Raw genomic sequence first — 18,535 nt, forward strand, 5'->3', positions numbered from 1 at the left:
GAGCCTGCCCGGTGCAATCCTTTCTGAAAAAACTCAGATGGCCCGACTACCTGATCGCGGCAGTGGTGGTTGCGTTTTTCGGGTATATCTGGCTCTCGATCGAAGGCACGCTCAACTACAAATGGCGGTGGGAGCTGATCCCCGGTTATATCGTCGGCTGGCATTCCAGCCGCGAGGAATACTTTGCCAACCTGCTGTTGCAGGGTTTGGCCGCCACGGTCCGCATCAGCATCTATTCCGGCATACTGGCCTTGATTCTGGGCACCATTCTGGGGGTCGCGCGCTGCTCGGCCAACCTGACCATCCGGATGCTGGCGCGCACCTATCTTGAATTTCTGCGCAATGTGCCGCCGGTGGTTGTGGTCTTCATCTTCTTTTTCTTTCTGTCGCAACAACTGATCGACGCGCTGAACCTGGAGCGCTGGGCGCGCGGAATTGCGCGGCAGGAAGATAACCAGATCTGGACCTTCTTCTTTGGCGAGATGCGGCGGTTCCCCTCGCTGGTGTCCGGCGTGATCGTTCTGGCCCTGTTCGAAAGCGCCTTTGTAGGCGAGATCGTCCGGGCCGGTATCCAGTCGATCCCCAAGGGCCAGCACGAGGCGGCGCGCTCAATCGGGATGAGCCGCCTGCAGGAGCTACGCTATGTGGTGCTGCCGCAGGCGATGAAGAAAGTGGTGCCGCCGCTGGCCAACCAGTTCATCTCGCTGATCAAGGACAGTTCGATCCTGTCGCTGATCTCGGTGCAGGAACTGACCTATAAGACGGTCGAGCTTGTGGCCTCGTCCCGGATGATCTTCGAGGCGTGGATCACTACGGCGGCGTTTTATTTCATCGTTTGCTTTGGCCTCAGCCGTATCTTTGCGCGGCTCGAGAAGAAGTCGGATAAGCGCTGATCGTCACATCCTGACCTGAACCATGCCGTTTTCCACCCTTGCCTCGAAGACCCGCATAGGACGCGTGGCGGGGGCCGAAACCGGTGTGCCGTCGCGCACATCGAACGCCCCCTGATGCAGCGGGCATTCGATCACATGCCCGTCGAAATAGCCGTCGCACAGATCCGCGCCGCCGTGATTGCACAGCGCCAGCGAGGCATAGATCCCGCTGGGCGTATCATAAAGCGCAATCAGTCGCGGCCCGATCTCGACCCGCGTGACCCAGTTCTTTTCAAGCCGCGAGGCCGCGATCACGTCCCGCCAGGGTTTGTCCTGTGCCATGGCTCAGACCCCGGCATCTTGCTGGCGGGTGTCGTTCAGGATCTGCCGCAGGATGTCGCGATGCGCCGCAAGATAGCCGCCGGGTTCGATAAAGATGTGATCCTTGAGCTTTTCATGCAGGCGCGGCAGGGCGTGGAACGGGACCGAGGCGACATAGTGGTGCTCGGCGTGATAGTTCATGTTCCAGCACAGAAACCGCATCGGGGCCGAGACCAGATTGGTGCGGGTGTTTTCCGACATCCGGGCGACAGTGGGCCGGCCCACATGTTCAGTCATCCGCACGAACCGCATCACCGGCTCGCCCAGAAACAACGGGATGACCCAGTACCAGATCAAGCCCCACCAACCAGTCAGCACCATGGCCAGAAAAAGCGCCGCATAGATCGCCAGCATCCGCCGCGCATCGCGATAGACCGCCTTGTGTTCGACCTTAGGGATGAAGCGCAGCTCCGCCTCGCTGAGGCGACCAGCAGCATGGCGAAACAACTCGGTGAACTTGCCGCGCCAATAGGGCAGCGCCGACAGGTAGAGCAGATATTGACCGATGGTCCGGGGCAGAGGGATCAGTTCGGGATCTTCGCCGGTAAGCTGGGTATAAGTGTGGTGATCGCAATGCTCATACCGGAAAAACCGGTGCGGCAGGATGATGATCAACCCGCAGATCTGACCCATCAGGTCATTGAGCCATCGGGTCCGGAACACGGTATAATGCACGCATTCATGCTGCAGCGAGAAGTGGTGCACCAGAACGACACCCTGCGCGAACATGGCTGGCCAGATCAGCCAGCTGTTCCAGGCCAGCGTGATAAGCGTGCTGGTGATCGCCAGCAGCAGCACCCAGAGCGCCAGATGACGCAGCCCCGGACCGTTCGAGCGCTGCATGAAGCCCTTGAGTTCTTCGCGTGTCAGTTTTCCCTCGGCCAAGGCCTGGGTCAGCGGCGTGACAATTGCTTTTGACATGTGAGTTCCACATTTTTTTTACCGGTGTGGGGGCATGGCCCTCAACGCGTGTACCGGCACCGGAGACGGGAGTGCTCCGCACCATAGGGCCAACTCGAACCGGCCCTATTAACAAAGGATTATCCCGACGTAAGGCGATTCGATCAAGCCCGGCGCGTTCAGATCGCCGCGCGCAGGCCGATATCGGGATCGGGATTGGCAAAGAGCGCCGCGGCGCAGGAATGCCGGGCCAGAATCGACTGCCCCCCGGGCAGGCGCTCGGCATGGAACACGCCATTGTCCCAATAGGTTACGCCGTCGATCACGATAGTGGCGTCGATCACGTTCCAGCTGATCTCACCGGGCGCATATGCGCCACAGGTATGGAAATGCAGCAGGCGCGGATTGCCGAAAGCGGCGCCGCCCCAGCGCTCGAAATTCTCGCGCATGTCCCAGGGGTACCCGCATCCCGGATGGATGCCCGCGTGCCAGGAATGCACGAAATCGCGATCGATGCCGAACTGTCGCGCCACACGGTCATACTGGGCCTCGGCCCGCGCCGCGTTTTCCGGATCGCCCGCAAACTGCGTCAGACGGCCATGCTCCATCTGGGCAAAGACCGGGCGGTCGAATTCGATGGTGTAATTGTCATAATACCTTGAGCCGGTGCCGGTCAGGAACCCAACTGCCACGCGCCCCGAAAAGCTGTGCGCCGGAACCGGGGTGAAGACCGACATCGGAAACCGCAGGATCGAGGTGTCGCCCGTTGGCGCGAGGTTCATCACCGGCCGCCCGCGCACATCGGTGCCAAGCGGGCAGGTGATCCGCACCTCGTCCGCAGCGTTCAGCACCGCGTTGATCCCAGATTTGATCTCCATGAAGGCGTCATGATGCCCGTTGGAGAACCCCGACCCGAATAGCTCGCGCGTCAGGGCAAAGCTGACGATGACCTTCTTGCCCTGCGGCATGTCCGAGAACCGCAGCTGGTCGCCAAGCCGGGCCAGGAATAGAATGATGTCAGCAGCCTCAAACCGCGCCAGAAGGCCCGGGGACAGGTGCGGATTGTCGGGGTTAAAGCCCACGTCTACGGCATCGACCGACAGGCCCATCGACCGGGCGGTGCGGGTGACGATACCGACGCTGTCGGCGTCGAAATAGCCGAACTCGGGCGGTTCATAGGCGATCAGCAATCGGTCACCGGCACTGGCGCGGGCGCAGTTCAGCAGCAGATTGCGCGCGCCCCGTTCGGGCGTCATGTCGGACATCAACCTCTCCGTCCTTTAACCGGCCCCAAAATACCGCCCCATCCGGGGTCCGATCCATTTGAAAGTGATAATGGCAAGCATTAGGGTGACTAATATGATTGTGAACCTGCCCTATTCTGCCCTGCGCGCGTTTGAGGCCGTGGTCCGCCATTCGGGGTTTTCCTCGGCTGCAGTGGAGTTGGGGGTCAGCCAGAGTGCTGTCAGCCAGCATGTGCGCTCGCTGGAAGAGTGGCTTGGCCGCGATCTGCTGGTGCGCGGCGCACGGCAGTCGCGCCCGACCCGTGAGGGCGAGCAGCTGGCGCTTGCCATATCCGAGGGGCTGGGGCGGATTTCGGATGTCTGCGCGCAGCTGCGCGACAAGACCCGTACCGACCGCACGATCGTAATTTCCTGCCTGCCCGGTTTTGCCTTCAACTGGTTGTTTCCGCGGCTTATTCACTTCGATTTGGCGCATCCCGACTTGTCGATCTCGATCGCGACCGATACCGGGCTGCATCCGTTTTCTGGGGCTGATGCGGATATCGGTATTCGCTATGGATTGGGCGAGTTTCCCGGCTATCAGGTCGATTTGCTGATGGCCGAGCGGCTGTTTCCCGTCTGCGCCCCATCCCTGCTGCCAGAGCTGCGCGGGATTGACGACCTGACTCGTCACAGCCTGTTGGTGGACGAGAACCTGCATCACGGTGCCGCCAGCCCGACCTGGGAGTTCTGGGCGCGCCAATGCGGCCTGACCCTGCCATCCCCGCTGCGCACGCGGCGTTTTGGGCAGTCGAACATGGTCGTGCAGGCCGCCATCGAGGGGCTGGGCGTTGCGCTGGGGCGCGAACCTCTGGTCATTGATGCGCTCTGCGACGGGCGGCTGGTCCGACCCTTTGCGCAGCTGACCCAATCGCCGCTGTCCTACTGGTTGGTGCGGCGGCACGAGAGCAAGGACAGCCAGAAGGTGAACGAGTTTCTCAATTGGATCCGTTCCCAGGCAAGCGCGCAGCCCGATATTCCGTCAGCTGCGAACATTTGAATTAGTTTACCTTATATATTCCATTACCATTCCGGCATGGCTCAGGGGGCCATTGCTGAGCCATACTAACTTAAGCCACCTGACGAAACGGAGAGCGATCCCATGTTCCTGAGAAACTGCTGGTATGTCGCCGCCTGGAGCAAGGACATTGACCGCTCACTGACGGCCGCGACCTATCTGGGTGAAAACATCGTGTTCTATCGCCAGCTCGATGGCACACCGGTCGCGCTTGAGGACGCCTGCCCGCATCGCAAACTGCCGCTGTCAAAGGGCAACCTGAAAGACGATCTGGTGGAATGCGGATATCATGGGCTGACCTTCGATTGTTCCGGTGCATGCATCGACAGTCCCACTCAGCGCGGCATGACCCCGCGACGGGCGGTGGTCAGGTCGTATCCGGTGGTGGATCGTTATCGCCTTTTGTGGATCTGGATGGGCGACCCGGCGCTTGCCGACCCCGACAAGATATTCCCGGTCGAGAATTTCGATGATCCCAGTTGGGGTCTGACCGATGGCGGGGTGATGGATATCGATTGCCACTACCTGTGGGTTTGCGACAATTTGCTTGATCCAAGCCATGTGGCCTGGGTTCATGTCTCGTCATTTGCCGGGGCCGGGACCGACGAGGAACCGCTGAAAGTCGAAAAGACCGATCGCGGTGTCATCGTCTCGCGCTGGATCGAGAACAAGCCGCCATCGCCCTATTACGCCAAGCTGGTGGTGTTCGAGGGCGATTGCGACCGCTTGCAGCATTATGAGATGTGCTTGCCTGCGATCGGGCTGAACAAGTCGATCTATACACCCGTCGGCACTGGCGGTTATGACAAACCGCCGGTTGCGGACACGTTCATCAACATTTCGTATAATTTCATGACCCCGATCGATGAAGACCGGACCCGGTATTTTTGGTTCCAGCATCGCAATTCCGACCCCGAAAATGCTGAGGTGTCCACCTTCATGAATGACGGTGCGCGGATGGCGTTTCTGGAGGACAAAGAGGTGCTGGAAGAGGTGCATCTGGGCATGAAACAAGCCAAAACACCCCATATCGACCTGGGGCTGGATGCCGGGGCCAAGCTGTTCCGTCGGGTGCTGGACCGCGCCATGGAAGCCGAGACTGCCGTAGCTGAAGATGTCCTGAAACAGGCCTGATGCAGAGGGCCGGATAGCCCGGCCCTCTGGTATCAGGTGCTCTGGTAGATCACTGGAAACCGCCCCCCGGCAAAGGGCGCGCCGGGCTGCAGGCTTGCATCATGCAGCCATTCTGTGACTGCGTCGCGCGGCTCATAAGTGGCGCCTTCCACCGCGAACCGAATTGCGTATCCGCGCCTGCGCCGGGTCGATGTCCGGTTTCCCATCGCCGAATGCACCGTCATCCCGTCGAAGGCCAGTGCGTCGCCGGGTGCCATGTCGTCATGGTGGAAGATGTCGTAATCGCTGCGGTTCGCCTCAAAATCTGGCATGTCGATATAGTTGGGATTGTCTTCTTCTAGATAGTGCAGGAACCCGCCCAACTGATCGGTTTTGAAGGGGCGGTACTTTGCGCCCCAAGCATGTGAGCCGCGCACGAATTCCAGCGCGCCATTGTCGGGGTCCACGGGGTCCAGCGCGATCCACATGGTCATGATCGGCCCCGAGACCGGCCAATAGGGCTGATCCGTGTGCCAGCCGGTCTGGGTCGCGGTTCCCGGTTCCTTCGCGAATATCTGATCATAGATCAGCGAGGTCCAGGGGCTGCCCGCGACCTCGGACACGCGCTGACCGATATCGGATGTCAGGCAATAATCCTGAAACACGCCCGGTTTTTCGCGCATGTTCTTGTAGGCGAAATACCGGTCGCCCTCTGCGACTTTGGCGTCCACCGCGTGGCGCAGCTTGTCCAGCCATTCTTGGGACAGGATATTCCTCAGCAGCACGACCCCGTCGCGCGCATAAGTGTCCTGAACCTTTTTGAGATCGGGTGTTTTAGTCATGTGTCTTCCCTCCGCTTGATCCGCCATTCTGGCGATGCGGGTTTCGAGAGGGGCGCGCTGCGCCCGGTCAATCGCGGCTGTCAGGAGGACGGAGAACTGCGGCAGTTGATGATGAAGCAGGGCCATGCCGATCGCGCCGACCAAGTGCCAGCGAGGTTTCGGTGAAACTGTCGGATGCGGGAATCCATCATGGCGCCTTTCACCCTGACAGCATAGCCGCTTTTGCCTGATTGGCCTAGAGAGTTCGGGGACCGTCGTGGCATCCCAGAGTACTCAAAATCATTGACGTGGTGTAATTCATGGTAAATATTATAACTGTCATGCAAAAATATTCTATCTTCTCGCTTGCCCGGAACGCCCTATCGGGACATCGGAACTGGCCTTTGGCCTGGCGCAGCCCGCCCCTGAAGGACCGCTATGACGTGGTGGTCATCGGGGCAGGGGGGCACGGGCTGGCGACGGCCTATTACCTGGCGAAGGAGTTTGGCATCACTGATGTCGCCGTGCTGGAGCGTGGCTGGCTGGGCGGCGGCAATATCGCGCGCAATACGGTGACGATCCGGTCGAATTACATGCGCGACGAGTCGATCCCGTTCTATGTGAAATCCGTCGCCATGTACGAAGGGCTGACCCGTGAGCTGAACTTCAACATGATGCATTCCAAGCGTACAATGGTGGATGTGGTCCAGACCTGGCCCAAGCTGCGCGAGCTGCGGCGGCGGCAATTGGTGATGGATATTTACGGCTCCACCTATGAACAGATCACGACCGAAGAACTGCGCCGACGCATTCCGGTGCTGACCGAGGGCGGGCCGGATGCACGCCTGCCGGTGATTTGCGGCATGGTGCATACCGATGCGGGCGTGAACCGGCATGATGCGGTGGCCTGGGGCTATGCCCGTGCGGCGGATTCGATGGGTGTCGAGATTCACCAGCAGACCGCCGTGCAATCGCTACTGCGCGGTGCGGGCGGCGCCATCGAAGGGGTCGAAACCAGCCGCGGGACGGTGCGGGCCAATAAGGTTGTGGTGGCGGTTTCGGGCCATACCACGACGCTGACCGAGACCGCGGGTTTGCGACTGCCGCTGTGCACCATGAACCTGACGGCGTTCGTGTCCGAGCCGGTGCAGCCGCTGGTCGATGTGATCGTGAACTGCCCTGATAGCGGCTTCTATTTCAGCCAGTCCGACAAGGGCGAAATGGTGATCGGCGGCGCGCCAGACATGGGGCAGAGCTTTCGCCGCGACATCAAGCAGCACGTATTCGAAGATACGGTCACCGCAATGCTGTCACTGTTCCCGAGCTTCAAGAAACTCAAGCTGATGCGGCAATGGGGAGGGCATCTGGATATTGCCCATGACGCTTCGCCGATCATGGATCAGACCGAGGTGCCCGGCCTCTTTATAACCGCCGGGTGGTGGGGCGGTTATAAGGCGATCCCGGCGGGTGGCTTGACGCTGGCGCATCTGGTGGCCAAGGGCGAACCGCACCCGCTGATGGCTTCTTTCACGCTGGACCGGTTCCGGCATCTGGATTTCGTGATGGAAGCCGGCACCACCACGGCGCGATAGGAAAGGACCGGATCATGTTGCTCATTCCTTGTCCGTATTGCGGTAAACGCAATGAAAGCGAGTTCATTCATGGCGGCCCGGTGGGGGCGGACCGACCCGACCCAAATGCAGTCAGTGATGCGGAATGGGTGGACTACCTGACCGTTGCGCCGAACCCGCTGGGTCCGGTGCAGGAACGGTGGTGGCACGCGCGCGGCTGTGGTGAATGGCTGACGATCTGGCGCGACACGCGCACCCATGATATCGTGGAGGCGCCCGATGGGATCGAGTAGTCGTCTTTTCTCGGGCGGACGTATCGACCGAAACCGCCCGCTCCATTTCCGCTTCAACGGCAGGGTGTATCAGGGCTTTGAGGGCGACACGCTGGCCTCGGCGCTGCTGGCCAACGGAGTGCGCGTGACCGCCCGCAGTTTCAAGTATCATCGCCCGCGCGGCATCGTCGGGCATGGCCCCGAGGAACCGGCAACGCTGGTGGAGCTGGAGGGCGAGGATGCCTCGGGCAACCGCCCGGCGACAACGGTCGTGCTGCGAGAGGGGCTCAGCGCGCGCTCGGTCAATTGCTGGCCCTCGCCGGGCTTCGATCTGGGCGGTGTCAATCAGGTGCTGGCCCGTTTCCTGCCAGCCGGATTCTATTACAAGACATTCAAATGGCCAAACTGGCATCTGTTCGAACCCTCGATCCGTAAGGCGGCTGGATTGGCTGCAGCTCCCGCCAGCCCTCCAGCATCGGGGCATTTCGAAGCGCGTCATGCCCATGCAGATGTCCTGGTGGTTGGAGCCGGACCTGCTGGTCTGAAGGGTGCGCTTGAGTCCGGTCGGGCGGGCAAACGCGTGTTTCTGGCCGATGAAGGAACCGAGGCAGGCGGCAGTCTGTTGAACCGGACCCTGACAATCGGCGCGCGCCCCGCGATGGGCTGGGTGGCCGATGCGGTTGCGGAACTGCATGGGATGAAGAACGTCACTCATTTGCAAAATGCAACCGTCTGGGCTTATCGAGAGCATAACCTGCTGATCGTGAATGAACGCGCCCCTGAACAGGACAGCATTCTGGAGCGCAGCTGGCGGGTGCGCGCGGGTGAGGTAGTGATCGCCACTGGGGCCACCGAACGCGCCATGGTGTTTGGCGGCAATGACCGGCCCGGCGTGATGCTGGCCTCGTCGGTGCAGGCCTATGTCAACCGCTGGGGGGTCGCGCCCGGCAAACGGGTGGCGCTGTTTACCAACAACAACAGCGCCTATGCGGTGGCGGCTGATCTGGCGGCGGCGGGGATCATCGTGACCGCCATCCTCGACAGCCGCGAAAATGTACCGCCAGAGGCGCTGGAACTGGTGCCCGATTTGCCGGTGCATGCCGCAACCGTCGCAGCGGGCATATTCGGTCACAAGCGGGTGCGTGCTGTTCTGGCCGCCCCGGTGTCGGGCGGCACGCCCAAATGGATCAGATGCGACGTGCTGGCCCATTCCGGCGGCTGGAATCCAACCGTGCATCTGTGGTCGCAGTCGCGCAGCTCGCTGCGTTATGACGAAGGGATGGCTGCCTTCCTGCCCGACGAGGCAGCACAAACCTGCCGCGCCGTGGGGGCTGCGGCGGGCGATCTGACGCTGGACCAGATCGTCGAAGGCGGCGCGGACCTGCCCTATGCGATCGAACCGCTCTGGCGCGTCGACGTGCCGGTGCAGCGTGGCAGGGCGTTTCTGGACATACAGAACGACGTCTCGGTCAGCGACGTGCATCTGGCCCTGCGCGAGGGCTATTGCAATGTCGAGCACGTCAAACGCTACACCACCGGCGGCATGGGGATAGATCAGGGAAAGACCGGCAATATCAACATTATCGGCACTGTCGCGATGCAGCAGGGTTTGGCATTGCCGCAGGTCGGCACGACCACTTTCCGCTCGCCCTATACGCCGGTCTCTTTTGGGGCGATCGGCGGGTTGCGCGAGGACAGCGTGCTGTTTCCCTATCGACACACGCCGGTAACCCGATGGAACAAGAGCAACGGCGCGGTGATGTACGAGGCGGGAGCCCGCTGGCGGCGGCCGGGGTACTTCCCCAAGCCCGGCGAGAGCCTGCAAGAGGCGGTGAACCGCGAATGCCGGGCCGTGCGCGAGGGTGTTGGCGTCTATGACGGATCGCCCCTTGGCACGTTCGAGCTGAAGGGGCGTGATGTTTCAGAATTCCTCGATTTCATCTACTCCAACGTGATGTCCAGCCTGAAACCCGGCGACGGGCGCTATGGGCTGATGCTGTCGGATGACGGGTTGATCCTGGATGACGGTGTGGCGTTTCGGCTGGACGAACACCGCTGGATGATCTCAACCTCTACCGGGCATGCGGATACGGTAAATCAACATATGGAAAAACTGCTGCAGACCGAGTATCCCGACTGGCAGGTGATGATCACCACCGTTACCAGCCAATGGAACAACGCCACCATCTGTGGCCCCCGTGCGCGCGAAGTAATGCAGGCGCTGGGCACCGATATCGATCTTTCGCCGCAGGCCTTCCCGTTCATGTCCTTGCGCGACGGCACCGTCGCCGGGTTTCCAGCGCGGGTCGTGCGGGTCAGCTTTACCGGAGAGCTTTCTTATGAGGTCAACGTCGCCCCCCGCCATATGGCCGCCCTCTGGGACAAGGTGATGGACGCCGGCGCGCCGTTCAGTATCCTTCCGGTTGGCTCGGAATCCAACCACGTTCTGCGGGTCGAGAAGGGGTTTCTGTCGCTGGGCCACGAGGTGGACGGCACCATCGACGCCTATGATCTGGGGATGGGTTGGGTCATGTCGAAGAAAAAGCCCGACTATCTGGGCAAACGCTCGGTGATGCTGCGCCGTGCGGGCAGCGCGACCCGGCGCGAGCTGGTGGGCATCCTGCCCGAAGACCCCAACCAGCAGATCCCCGAAGGCGCGCCACTCACCCCCGGCGGGCACAGGCAAGCCACCGAAGGGCTGGTCACCGCCTGCGTCTGGAGCGTGGTGAACAGGCGCTGGGTCGGGCTGGCATTGCTGGAAAACGGACAGGCGCGGCATGGCGAAACCGCCCATGTCCGGCTGCGGGACGCGGTGATCCCGGTCACGGTCACAGAACCGGTCTTTCACGATCCTGATGGCCCGCGGTTGAGGTCCTGATATGAGCTATGACGTCACCCTCCAGCGCTGCGGCCTCGACGCGCTCTTCGATCTCAAGGGTAAGGCCGGTGCCATTCGGGACTGGGCTGGGGACACCCTGCCGCACTGGCCGGACCGCCCCAATACCCGCACCTCTGGAGGCGCGTTGGAACTTTGTCATATCGGGCGCGATCACTGGCTCGCCCGCGCCCCGCTGGAGCAGGAAGAGATGCTGGAAGCGCAGTTCCAGCCCGCCACCTGCCCGGCAGAGATCAGCATCGTGCGCGTTTCGGACACGCTGAGCTTCTTTCGCGTCACCGGGCCGGACGCGCCCGAGGTGATGGCCATCGCCTGCCCGCTGGACCTGCATGAGGCCGCGTTTGGTGTGGATGCTGTCGCCTATACCGAAGTATTTGGCCTCAAGGCCCTTGTGCTGCGCTGTGCGGGCGGGTTCGAATTTGCCGTTGAGCAGAGCTTTGGTGATATGGTCGAGGATTACCTGACCCGCGCCACCGCCTGAGAAGAGAGAGATCATGACCCGCACCCATATCCACAAGTACCAGACCCGCTATCACGCGCAGGCGACCTATTCCAAGGCGATCCGGGCGCGGGGCGATTTTGTGTTCATGCAGGGGCAGGTCGGCACGTTGCTGGATGGGACAGTGGTGGGCGAAGATGATCCGGGGGCACAGGCGGATCAGGCCTGCCGGAACATCAAGCGCTGGATGGAGGAGGCGGGTGGCAGCCTGGCGGATGTGTGCAAGCTGACGGTCTATGTCACCGATATCTCGTACCGCCCGGCGGTCTATGAGGCGATCAACCGCTGGTTCGAGGGGGTGCATCATTGTTCGACGGGGGTGGTCGTGCAGGGGCTGGCCGACCCGGCCCTGCTGGTCGAAATCGATGCAATGGGCGTCATAAGCGACGAGGCAGACGCCGAGATGTGAGCCTTCAACGGGTTGCGGCCCGGATATGGGGCCATCACCACCAAGAGACCGAGGCTCCACACCGAAATCCGCCGTGCCGGTTCACCGAGGCAGAGACACTTGCGCCCGGTCAGGTCTCCAGCACGTTCAGTGCTGCCGCAAAGGGTGTGACCGGCATGTCATAGATGCCCGCACCCAACCGTCCGGCCTGACCTAGCCGGTCGAGGATGCCCAACCCGATCACTGGCCCTGCGCCTTGCGCCACCGCACGGCGTGCGGTGCTGCCCAGCCGAATGTTCAGTGCTCGAAAATAGGGATGCGCACCGACCGACAGGCCGGACATGCGTGCGGTCGCATCCTTGGGCAGAAAGCCACCCAGCGTTGTTTTTTGCGCCGGGCTCAGATCGATGGCCATGGCGCCCAATCCGAAAGTATCGATCACCGCGCTGTCGCCAATGGCACCCAGCGCACGGTCCCAGGGCAGATCGACATCGAACGCTCCAATCGGTGGGCCAGCGGGGATCGTGAACCACTGCCCCGGCAGGCCCGAGACCTGAATGCCCACCACGCACCCATTGCCGCCCGCCGCAGTAACAAAGCTGGATCCTTCGATCCCTTCGGCCCGTTTCATCATGCATTTGGTGGCCGCCATCCAGAGGTTGAGAAACAGTGAGGGGGAGTCCGCCATGAACGCCAGCGCCGTATCGTCGGTAATGCCGCCGGGCGTCCGATCCTTGAGCTCCGCGACCAGAGCTTCGGTCGCCGCTGGCGTCCGCCCGTGGCAATCATCGCCTGCCATCAGCCCGGTAACCGCCAGCGGCACCAGCGCGATCCCTTCGGCCAGCCCCTTGTCCAGGACATCCAGAAATCGCGTGTTGAGCCAGCGTATATGGTCCAGCACCGCCTCGGTGCGCAGCCCCAACCGCATGGCCGGGCGGTTGCCCGCATTGATCGGCGCATAGACCCGCTGCTGCCCGCGCCAGGCATCATAGACTGCGTGCAGCGGCATGTCTGCCGACACCACGGCCGCCAGCGGCGTGACCACGTCATGATCCTGCGCCGGTTTCAGCACGATCTCACCGGTGACAATCATAGCCTCGGCCTGATCGAAATCCCGCGCCAGACCCTGCCAGACGGCAGCGACACAGGCGGAATTGAGGATCGGCGCGGTGATCTGGTCGGGGCTGTCAAAGGCAGGGCCCGCGTGCAGCAGCACATTTGCGGCCAGACCCAGCGCCTCGGCAGCGGTGTCGAACCGGTTCCAGACCGGCTGCGTCACCATCGCCCGGTCAAAGGCAAGCTGGTCGGCAGGATGCAACATCACGCGGGCTCCGGCGGGATGATCCATGTTTCCGAGAAATAGAGGAACGCAGTGGTCGTCTCGTAGCCTGCTTGAACCCGCGTGCCCAGCGCGCCCGGCAGCGCCCGTCCATTGACGATGATCTGCGCCGAACGCGCGGGCACCAGCAGCGAGAACATGTTCTGTTCTCCCGAGGCCACCTCATGCGGGGACAGCTCCAGCGCGCGGGGGACCTCGAACCCCTCCCAGACCAGTTCTACGGTCAGACCCGGTCCGGCGATGGTCTCGGTATACCGGTGGCTCATCGGGTCGCCGCTGGTTCGCACCGCCTGCGCGCCGACCTCGGGCAGGGTGGCAAAACCCGGCGCGCCCGCAAAGGCGGCCAGCTTGCTGATGAAGTTGGTCTTCAGAAACGCTGTCAGATCGGGATTGTCGCTGAGGATCACGTTGGGGGCCTCGGGTGGTCCCGCGACCTGATCCGGGCTGCCGTAAAGCAGCAGCATCTGACCCTGACCAACCGGCGACCAGGCGACGCGAAAGAACAGTGCCATGGCGTTGAAATTGCCCGCGTCATCCTTCAGCAGGATGCCCGGATTTTCACCGGTCCAGTCGACAGTGCCGGGGGTGATAGGTTCGTTCAATGGCATCACGGATCCTCCTGCGGGGTCACCCAGGTCTCGGAGAAGGCCAGAAAGGCGGTGGACATGGTGCGACCAAAGAATTCGCGGCTGGCGACCTGACCGGGCAGGGGCGTGCCGTTTATGACGACCTGCGCCGTTCCGGCCTCCAGAAACACCGAATACATCTCATGCGCCTTGGTGGCCGAGTTTTCCTTGGTCACCTCGACCGGCAGGGGCGGACCCATGTCCCGCCAGATCATCTCGACCGTAATGCCCGAGCCGCGCAAAGTCTCGGAATAGCGCGCCTTCAGGTCGCCGGGCCGCTTTTCGACACTGTCGCAATCCAGCCAGCTCATCGCCTCTAGCCCCTGTTTGCCAATGAAAGTGGGCATCTTGCTCACCCAGCCATCGACGATCCAGCGCATCATGCGCTGGTTGTCGGTCATCAGCAGGTTCGGTACCTCCGGCCAGCCCTGCGCCCGCTCCGGCGCGCCAAGGATCAGCGCCGCATGGCCCCGCCCGTAAGGTGACAGAACCACGCGAAAGAACAGAGCCAGCGTGTCATAGTGGTCCTGCGCGGGGTCTTGTTTCAGATAGATGCCAGGGTTTTCTCCCGACCACTCGACCCGGCCCGGATTGTGGGGAATACGTGTGGTCATGACCAGCTTGCCTCGTAAGCCTTCAGCGCATCGGTGATGAATTCCTTGCGGGCAGCGCCCTGCAGGTGATCTGCCGAGCGGTAGATATCAGCCACCTGATGCGAGATTTCCTTGAGCACCGCGCCGTCATCGCGCCCGTCCTGCGCAGGGATGCGCAGCATGGTATCGCCCGCATAGGTCGGGATCACGTTGCCGGGGACATTGTCGGTGGGTTGGGCCGGGCGCGCGCCGTTCTGCAGGGCGCGGATGGCATTGCGCAAGAGACGCCGCGCCTTGGCCACTCCCCGGTCGGTAAACCCGAGGTTTTCCCGCGCATGGATGTTTCTGGGCCCCTGGCTGACCCAGGCGTCATAATCGCCGGGATCGCGCTGGCGCCTCTCATACGAGCGGTCGGGGTCCTGGCCGTAAAAATCGGTCATGCCATAGCCCACTTTGGTCCTGTCGGTCAGCCCTTTCGGATCATCGTTGGCGGCTGCGTCGCGGAAGTGTCGCCAGGCGATGACCATCGTGTTTGTGTCGTCAACCGGCGTGATCCAACGCGACAATCCGCAGCGCCCGAAATAACGCGGCCCGTCCGGCACCGGGAAATGTCCGCCATTCTGGGTGAAAGAGGGCAGCATGTGATCATGGATGCGCACCCAGACAATGTCATCCACACGCCGTACATTGGTATAGAAATCGCCTGTCCGGCTTTCGTGAAACTCGATCATCGGCATCTCGGCAAAGGCGTCGATGAACTGGCTGCGCACGGCCAGCGTGTGCAGATAGACCACATGAAATGGGTCCCAGGCGTTTTCCATCACCTGCAGCCAGTTGCAGGGCGATGTGATGAGATAGGGCACCAACTCATCACCGTCCTCGTCAAATGTGTCCATCACCGGAAACGGGGGTTGGTCGCCCGCCGGACCCATATAGGCAAAGGCCAGGCCTTTGTATTCGATCACCGGATAGGCTCCCAGACAGGCTCTGGTCCGGACCTGAGAGGCGGGCGGTTCGCAAGGGGTTTCCAGAATGGAACCATCGAGGCCGTACTTCCAGCCGTGATACGAACATCGGATGCCGCCCTCTTCGACGATACCAAACTCAAGGCTCATGTTGCGGTGGCAGCAATGCAGGTGGGTGAGGCCCAGCTTGCCCTCTTTCTTCTCGCGAAACAGAACCAGATCCTCGCCCAGGATGCGGAGGCGATAGGGCAGATCTCCGATCTGGTCTGTCATCGCCACCGGCATCCAGAACCGGCGCAGGTATTCGCCACAGGGTGTGCCAGGACCGACCTCGGTCAGTTCCGGATCGGGCTGCTTCTGCCAGACACTCTGCTGGTCGTGGCCCCGAAAATTGCCCTCGGGCGCTGTGAAACGGTCGATCATGGCATCCTCCGTATGTCTGGGCCGGTGTTGGTCATGCGAATGGGTCCGGCACCGGAGCGGTGCCGGTCCAGATCGATTTGACCTGACAGAATTCCTTGATGGCGTCGGGGCCAAGCTCTCGCCCATAGCCCGAGAGCTTGACGCCGCCGATCGGGCTGGTGGGATCGACGCTGCGGTAGTGATTGACGTAGACCGTGCCCGCGTCGATGGCGCCTGCCACCCGCGCGCCTTTGTCGGGATCGCTGGTCCAGACCGCTGCGGCCAGCCCGTAATCGCTGTCATTGGCCCGCGCGATGGCCTCATTTTCTGTTCTGAAGGTGGCGACGGCCAGTACCGGGCCAAACACCTCTTCCCGCCAGAGCCGCATGTCGGGGGCGACGCCGTCGAAAACCGTCGGGCCGAGGTAGAACCCGTTGCGCCCCGCCGCGGTCTCTCTCCCGTCCAGCAGGCAGATCGCTCCGTCGGCCTCGGCCTGTTCGATCATCGCGGTCACCTTGCGCAGATGCGGCTCGTTGGCCAGTGGGCCTATCTGGGTGTCCGGCAGCATCGGGTCGCCAAAGCGCAAATTGCGCGCCCGGGCGATCAGGTGGGACACGAAGGTCTCTTTCAGGCCGTCCTCGACGATCAGCCGCGATCCCGCCACGCAAGTCTGGCCGTTGGACAGGAAGATGCCCGACATCACGCCGTTGACGGCATTTTCAATGTCACAATCGGCAAATACCACCTGCGGAGATTTGCCGCCCAGTTCCAGTACTGCGGGGATCACGCCACTAGACGCGGCTTCCGCTACCTTGCGCCCGCCTGCGTCGGACCCGGTAAAACTGACCTTGCGGGTCAGCGGGTGACGGACCAACGCCTCGCCCACCTCATGGCCCAGGCCGGTGACCACGTTGAGGACTCCGGGTGGCAGCCCGGCCTGCGACGCCAGCCGGGCGAATTCCAATGTCGAGGCCGACGCCAGCTCCGAGGGTTTGACCACCACGGTATTGCCTGCCGCCAGTACCGGCGCCAGTTTCCAGGCAAGGATCATCAACGGCGAATTCCACGGTGTGATCGCCACCACCGCGCCAAAGGGCATCAGGTGGCCGGTGCTGTGGACGCCGGGGATCGAATTGGCTTGTGGCTCGGGCCGCAGTTTGCGCGCCTCAGTTGCAAAATGCCGGAACCAGACATGCAGCCCAGCGAATTGAGCGCGCACTTCGGTGATCCGTTTGCCGTTGTCGCGGATTTCGGATTCGACCAGTTCGGGCCAGCTGGTTTCCAGAGTATCGGCGATCCGGTCCAGATAGTCGGCCCTCTCTTCGGGGCTGGCAATGGCCCAGGGACCGGTGCGAAAGGCGCGGTCGGCCTCCCGGATGGCGCGGTCGGCAGTCTGCGCGTCACAGCGCGCGATCCGGCTCCACTCCGCCCCGGTCGCAGGGTCGATACCGGGCAGGGTCTCTCCGGTCCAGGGCAGAACCGATCCCGCGATGAAGGGGGCGTAGGTTCGCACTCAGCGCTCCTCGGGCAGAGATTGCGCGACCTGCGCCAGCAGGTCGCCCCGTCGCACCATGCCGCGATTGCCATGGGCGAGGATATGGCCGGAGGCGGGAAAGCCCAGCTCGATCGGTGCTCGTTCGGGTTCTTCGGGAAAGTACAGCATCCCCGCGCAGCCGCCGGCGTCAACGTGCTGACCGGCGGCGCAGCGCCGGTCAAAGAGACCATCGGCAGGGGCGTAGACCGAATGCAGCGGATCGGCGATTTCGACACGGCGCGCCGTGACCGGGGCCGGAGGGCCGCCGGGCAGGACACCCAGATGGCGCAGGCAGCGCATCAAGCCGGTTTCGGCCAGATCAGTGATCTCAGGGTCAACGCCGCCGCCGCCACCCAGTTCGGCAGCGATCATCGGCACCCCGACCCGCGCCGCTGCGGCATTGATCGAGCGATTGTCGTTATGGGGTCCCAGCGCCCAGATCAACGGCAAGCCAAAGGCGTGCGCCAGGCTCATATTGGCGGCCGCCAGCCCCGGATCCTCGACCCGTGCGGCCAGGGCGCAGGGATCGAATACCGACGCCTTTCCGCCCGAATGCAGATCGATGGCCGCGTCCGCGCGGGGCAGAAGCCGGGCCTCGACAAAATGCGCCAGCATCGCAGTGGGGCCGCCATCCGCATCGCCAGGAAAGGCCCGGTTCAGGTTCTGGCCATCCAGTGGCGACACCCGCGCCGACGCGTGCAACGCAGGGGCGTTCAGGGCGGGGATCAGGATCACGTGACCGGTCAGCGCCGAAGGCTCCAGCCGCGCCGCCAGCCGCAGGATAGCGGCAGGCCCTTCGAATTCGTCGCCATGGGTGCCGCCGAGAATCACAACACAGGGCCCCGGCTGCCCGCGCAGGCTAATCACGGGGATCGGATGATAGCCCAGGGGAACCGTGTTGTCGGACCACCTGAGCATCAGATCGCCAATGTTCCGGCCGGGCGCGTCCAGATCGAGGGTCAACTGTATCCTGCTGGGGCGGGTTGGAACTGTATCGGACATGAGGTTTCATAGCATAATTTTTTTGAAAGTGAATTGAAAATAATTGAGCATCATGTGATA

General features: G+C 62.5%; 18 protein-coding genes. 8 read left to right on the forward strand and 10 right to left on the reverse strand.

The window, feature by feature from the left end; translation table 11 throughout:
- Nucleotides 1-11: 11 nt before the first annotated feature.
- Nucleotides 12-893, forward strand: coding sequence for an amino acid ABC transporter permease (locus tag AB1E33_RS15765; protein ID WP_372578233.1), 882 nt, complete (start codon nucleotides 12-14; stop codon nucleotides 891-893).
- 3 nt (nucleotides 894-896) lie between these two features.
- On the opposite strand, the gene AB1E33_RS15770 is transcribed toward AB1E33_RS15765, so the two are convergent.
- From AB1E33_RS15770 to AB1E33_RS15780, 3 genes are all read right to left on the reverse strand, one after another.
- On the reverse strand, nucleotides 897-1,214 hold the full coding sequence (locus AB1E33_RS15770; protein ID WP_372578234.1) for a non-heme iron oxygenase ferredoxin subunit: 318 nt from the start codon (nucleotides 1,212-1,214) through the stop codon (nucleotides 897-899).
- 3 nt (nucleotides 1,215-1,217) lie between these two features.
- Nucleotides 1,218-2,174: a fatty acid desaturase family protein gene (locus tag AB1E33_RS15775; protein WP_372578235.1), complete on the reverse strand. Its 957-nt coding sequence runs from the start codon at nucleotides 2,172-2,174 to the stop codon at nucleotides 1,218-1,220.
- Nucleotides 2,175-2,332: 158 nt separating this feature from the next.
- Nucleotides 2,333-3,418, reverse strand: a complete 1,086-nt coding sequence (locus tag AB1E33_RS15780) for a hypothetical protein (RefSeq protein WP_372578236.1) — start codon at nucleotides 3,416-3,418, stop codon at nucleotides 2,333-2,335.
- Nucleotides 3,419-3,512: 94 nt separating this feature from the next.
- Here AB1E33_RS15780 and AB1E33_RS15785 point away from each other — a divergent pair, with 94 nt between their 5' ends.
- Together AB1E33_RS15785 and AB1E33_RS15790 are read left to right on the forward strand one after the other, a co-directional pair.
- Nucleotides 3,513-4,436 (forward strand): LysR substrate-binding domain-containing protein, encoded by a 924-nt coding sequence (locus AB1E33_RS15785; protein WP_372578436.1) that lies wholly within the window; start codon nucleotides 3,513-3,515, stop codon nucleotides 4,434-4,436.
- 102 nt (nucleotides 4,437-4,538) lie between these two features.
- On the forward strand, nucleotides 4,539-5,588 hold the full coding sequence (locus AB1E33_RS15790; protein WP_372578237.1) for an aromatic ring-hydroxylating dioxygenase subunit alpha: 1,050 nt from the start codon (nucleotides 4,539-4,541) through the stop codon (nucleotides 5,586-5,588).
- A gap of 32 nt (nucleotides 5,589-5,620) precedes the next feature.
- Here the strand turns inward: AB1E33_RS15790 and AB1E33_RS15795 are convergent, their stop codons facing one another.
- A complete protein-coding gene (locus AB1E33_RS15795; protein ID WP_372578238.1) occupies nucleotides 5,621-6,409 on the reverse strand; it encodes a phytanoyl-CoA dioxygenase family protein in 789 nt (262 codons plus the stop codon).
- A 299-nt stretch (nucleotides 6,410-6,708) separates the two neighbouring features.
- Here AB1E33_RS15795 and AB1E33_RS15800 point away from each other — a divergent pair, with 299 nt between their 5' ends.
- From AB1E33_RS15800 to AB1E33_RS15820, 5 genes are read left to right on the forward strand one after another with little or no spacing between them, the layout of a single operon-like run.
- Nucleotides 6,709-7,980, forward strand: a complete 1,272-nt coding sequence (locus AB1E33_RS15800; protein WP_372578239.1) for an FAD-dependent oxidoreductase — start codon at nucleotides 6,709-6,711, stop codon at nucleotides 7,978-7,980.
- A gap of 14 nt (nucleotides 7,981-7,994) precedes the next feature.
- The gene (locus AB1E33_RS15805; protein WP_372578240.1) at nucleotides 7,995-8,252 is read left to right on the forward strand and encodes a sarcosine oxidase subunit delta; all 258 of its coding nucleotides are present in this window, start codon (nucleotides 7,995-7,997) and stop codon (nucleotides 8,250-8,252) included.
- Nucleotides 8,239-11,109, forward strand: coding sequence for a 2Fe-2S iron-sulfur cluster-binding protein (locus AB1E33_RS15810; protein ID WP_372578241.1), 2,871 nt, complete (start codon nucleotides 8,239-8,241; stop codon nucleotides 11,107-11,109). Before AB1E33_RS15805 ends, AB1E33_RS15810 begins: the two co-directional genes overlap by 14 nt.
- A gap of 1 nt (nucleotide 11,110) precedes the next feature.
- Entirely contained in the window at nucleotides 11,111-11,608 is a 498-nt protein-coding gene (locus AB1E33_RS15815; RefSeq protein ID WP_372578242.1) for a sarcosine oxidase subunit gamma, read from the forward strand.
- Between the two features lie 13 nt (nucleotides 11,609-11,621).
- Nucleotides 11,622-12,035 (forward strand): RidA family protein, encoded by a 414-nt coding sequence (locus AB1E33_RS15820; protein WP_372578243.1) that lies wholly within the window; start codon nucleotides 11,622-11,624, stop codon nucleotides 12,033-12,035.
- Between the two features lie 109 nt (nucleotides 12,036-12,144).
- Here the strand turns inward: AB1E33_RS15820 and AB1E33_RS15825 are convergent, their stop codons facing one another.
- From AB1E33_RS15825 to AB1E33_RS15850, 6 genes are read right to left on the reverse strand one after another with little or no spacing between them, the layout of a single operon-like run.
- Nucleotides 12,145-13,335 carry a YlbE family protein gene (locus tag AB1E33_RS15825; RefSeq protein ID WP_372578244.1) on the reverse strand — a complete coding sequence of 397 codons (1,191 nt, stop codon included), beginning with the start codon at nucleotides 13,333-13,335 and terminating at the stop codon, nucleotides 12,145-12,147.
- A complete protein-coding gene (locus AB1E33_RS15830) occupies nucleotides 13,335-13,961 on the reverse strand; it encodes a hypothetical protein (protein ID WP_372578245.1) in 627 nt (208 codons plus the stop codon). Before AB1E33_RS15830 ends, AB1E33_RS15825 begins: the two co-directional genes overlap by 1 nt.
- Nucleotides 13,961-14,593 (reverse strand): hypothetical protein, encoded by a 633-nt coding sequence (locus tag AB1E33_RS15835; protein WP_372578246.1) that lies wholly within the window; start codon nucleotides 14,591-14,593, stop codon nucleotides 13,961-13,963. Before AB1E33_RS15835 ends, AB1E33_RS15830 begins: the two co-directional genes overlap by 1 nt.
- Nucleotides 14,590-15,960 (reverse strand): Rieske 2Fe-2S domain-containing protein, encoded by a 1,371-nt coding sequence (locus AB1E33_RS15840; protein ID WP_372578247.1) that lies wholly within the window; start codon nucleotides 15,958-15,960, stop codon nucleotides 14,590-14,592. The genes AB1E33_RS15835 and AB1E33_RS15840 overlap by 4 nt, the downstream gene beginning before the upstream one ends.
- Before the next feature lie 31 nt (nucleotides 15,961-15,991).
- Nucleotides 15,992-17,452: an aldehyde dehydrogenase gene (locus tag AB1E33_RS15845; RefSeq protein ID WP_372578248.1), complete on the reverse strand. Its 1,461-nt coding sequence runs from the start codon at nucleotides 17,450-17,452 to the stop codon at nucleotides 15,992-15,994.
- Nucleotides 17,453-18,475, reverse strand: a complete 1,023-nt coding sequence (locus tag AB1E33_RS15850) for a succinylglutamate desuccinylase/aspartoacylase family protein (RefSeq protein ID WP_372578249.1) — start codon at nucleotides 18,473-18,475, stop codon at nucleotides 17,453-17,455. It abuts the gene before it with no gap.
- Nucleotides 18,476-18,535 lie beyond the last annotated feature (60 nt).

Source organism: Ruegeria hyattellae, assembly GCF_041537925.1.
Taxonomy (GTDB): Bacteria; Pseudomonadota; Alphaproteobacteria; order Rhodobacterales; family Rhodobacteraceae; genus Ruegeria_C.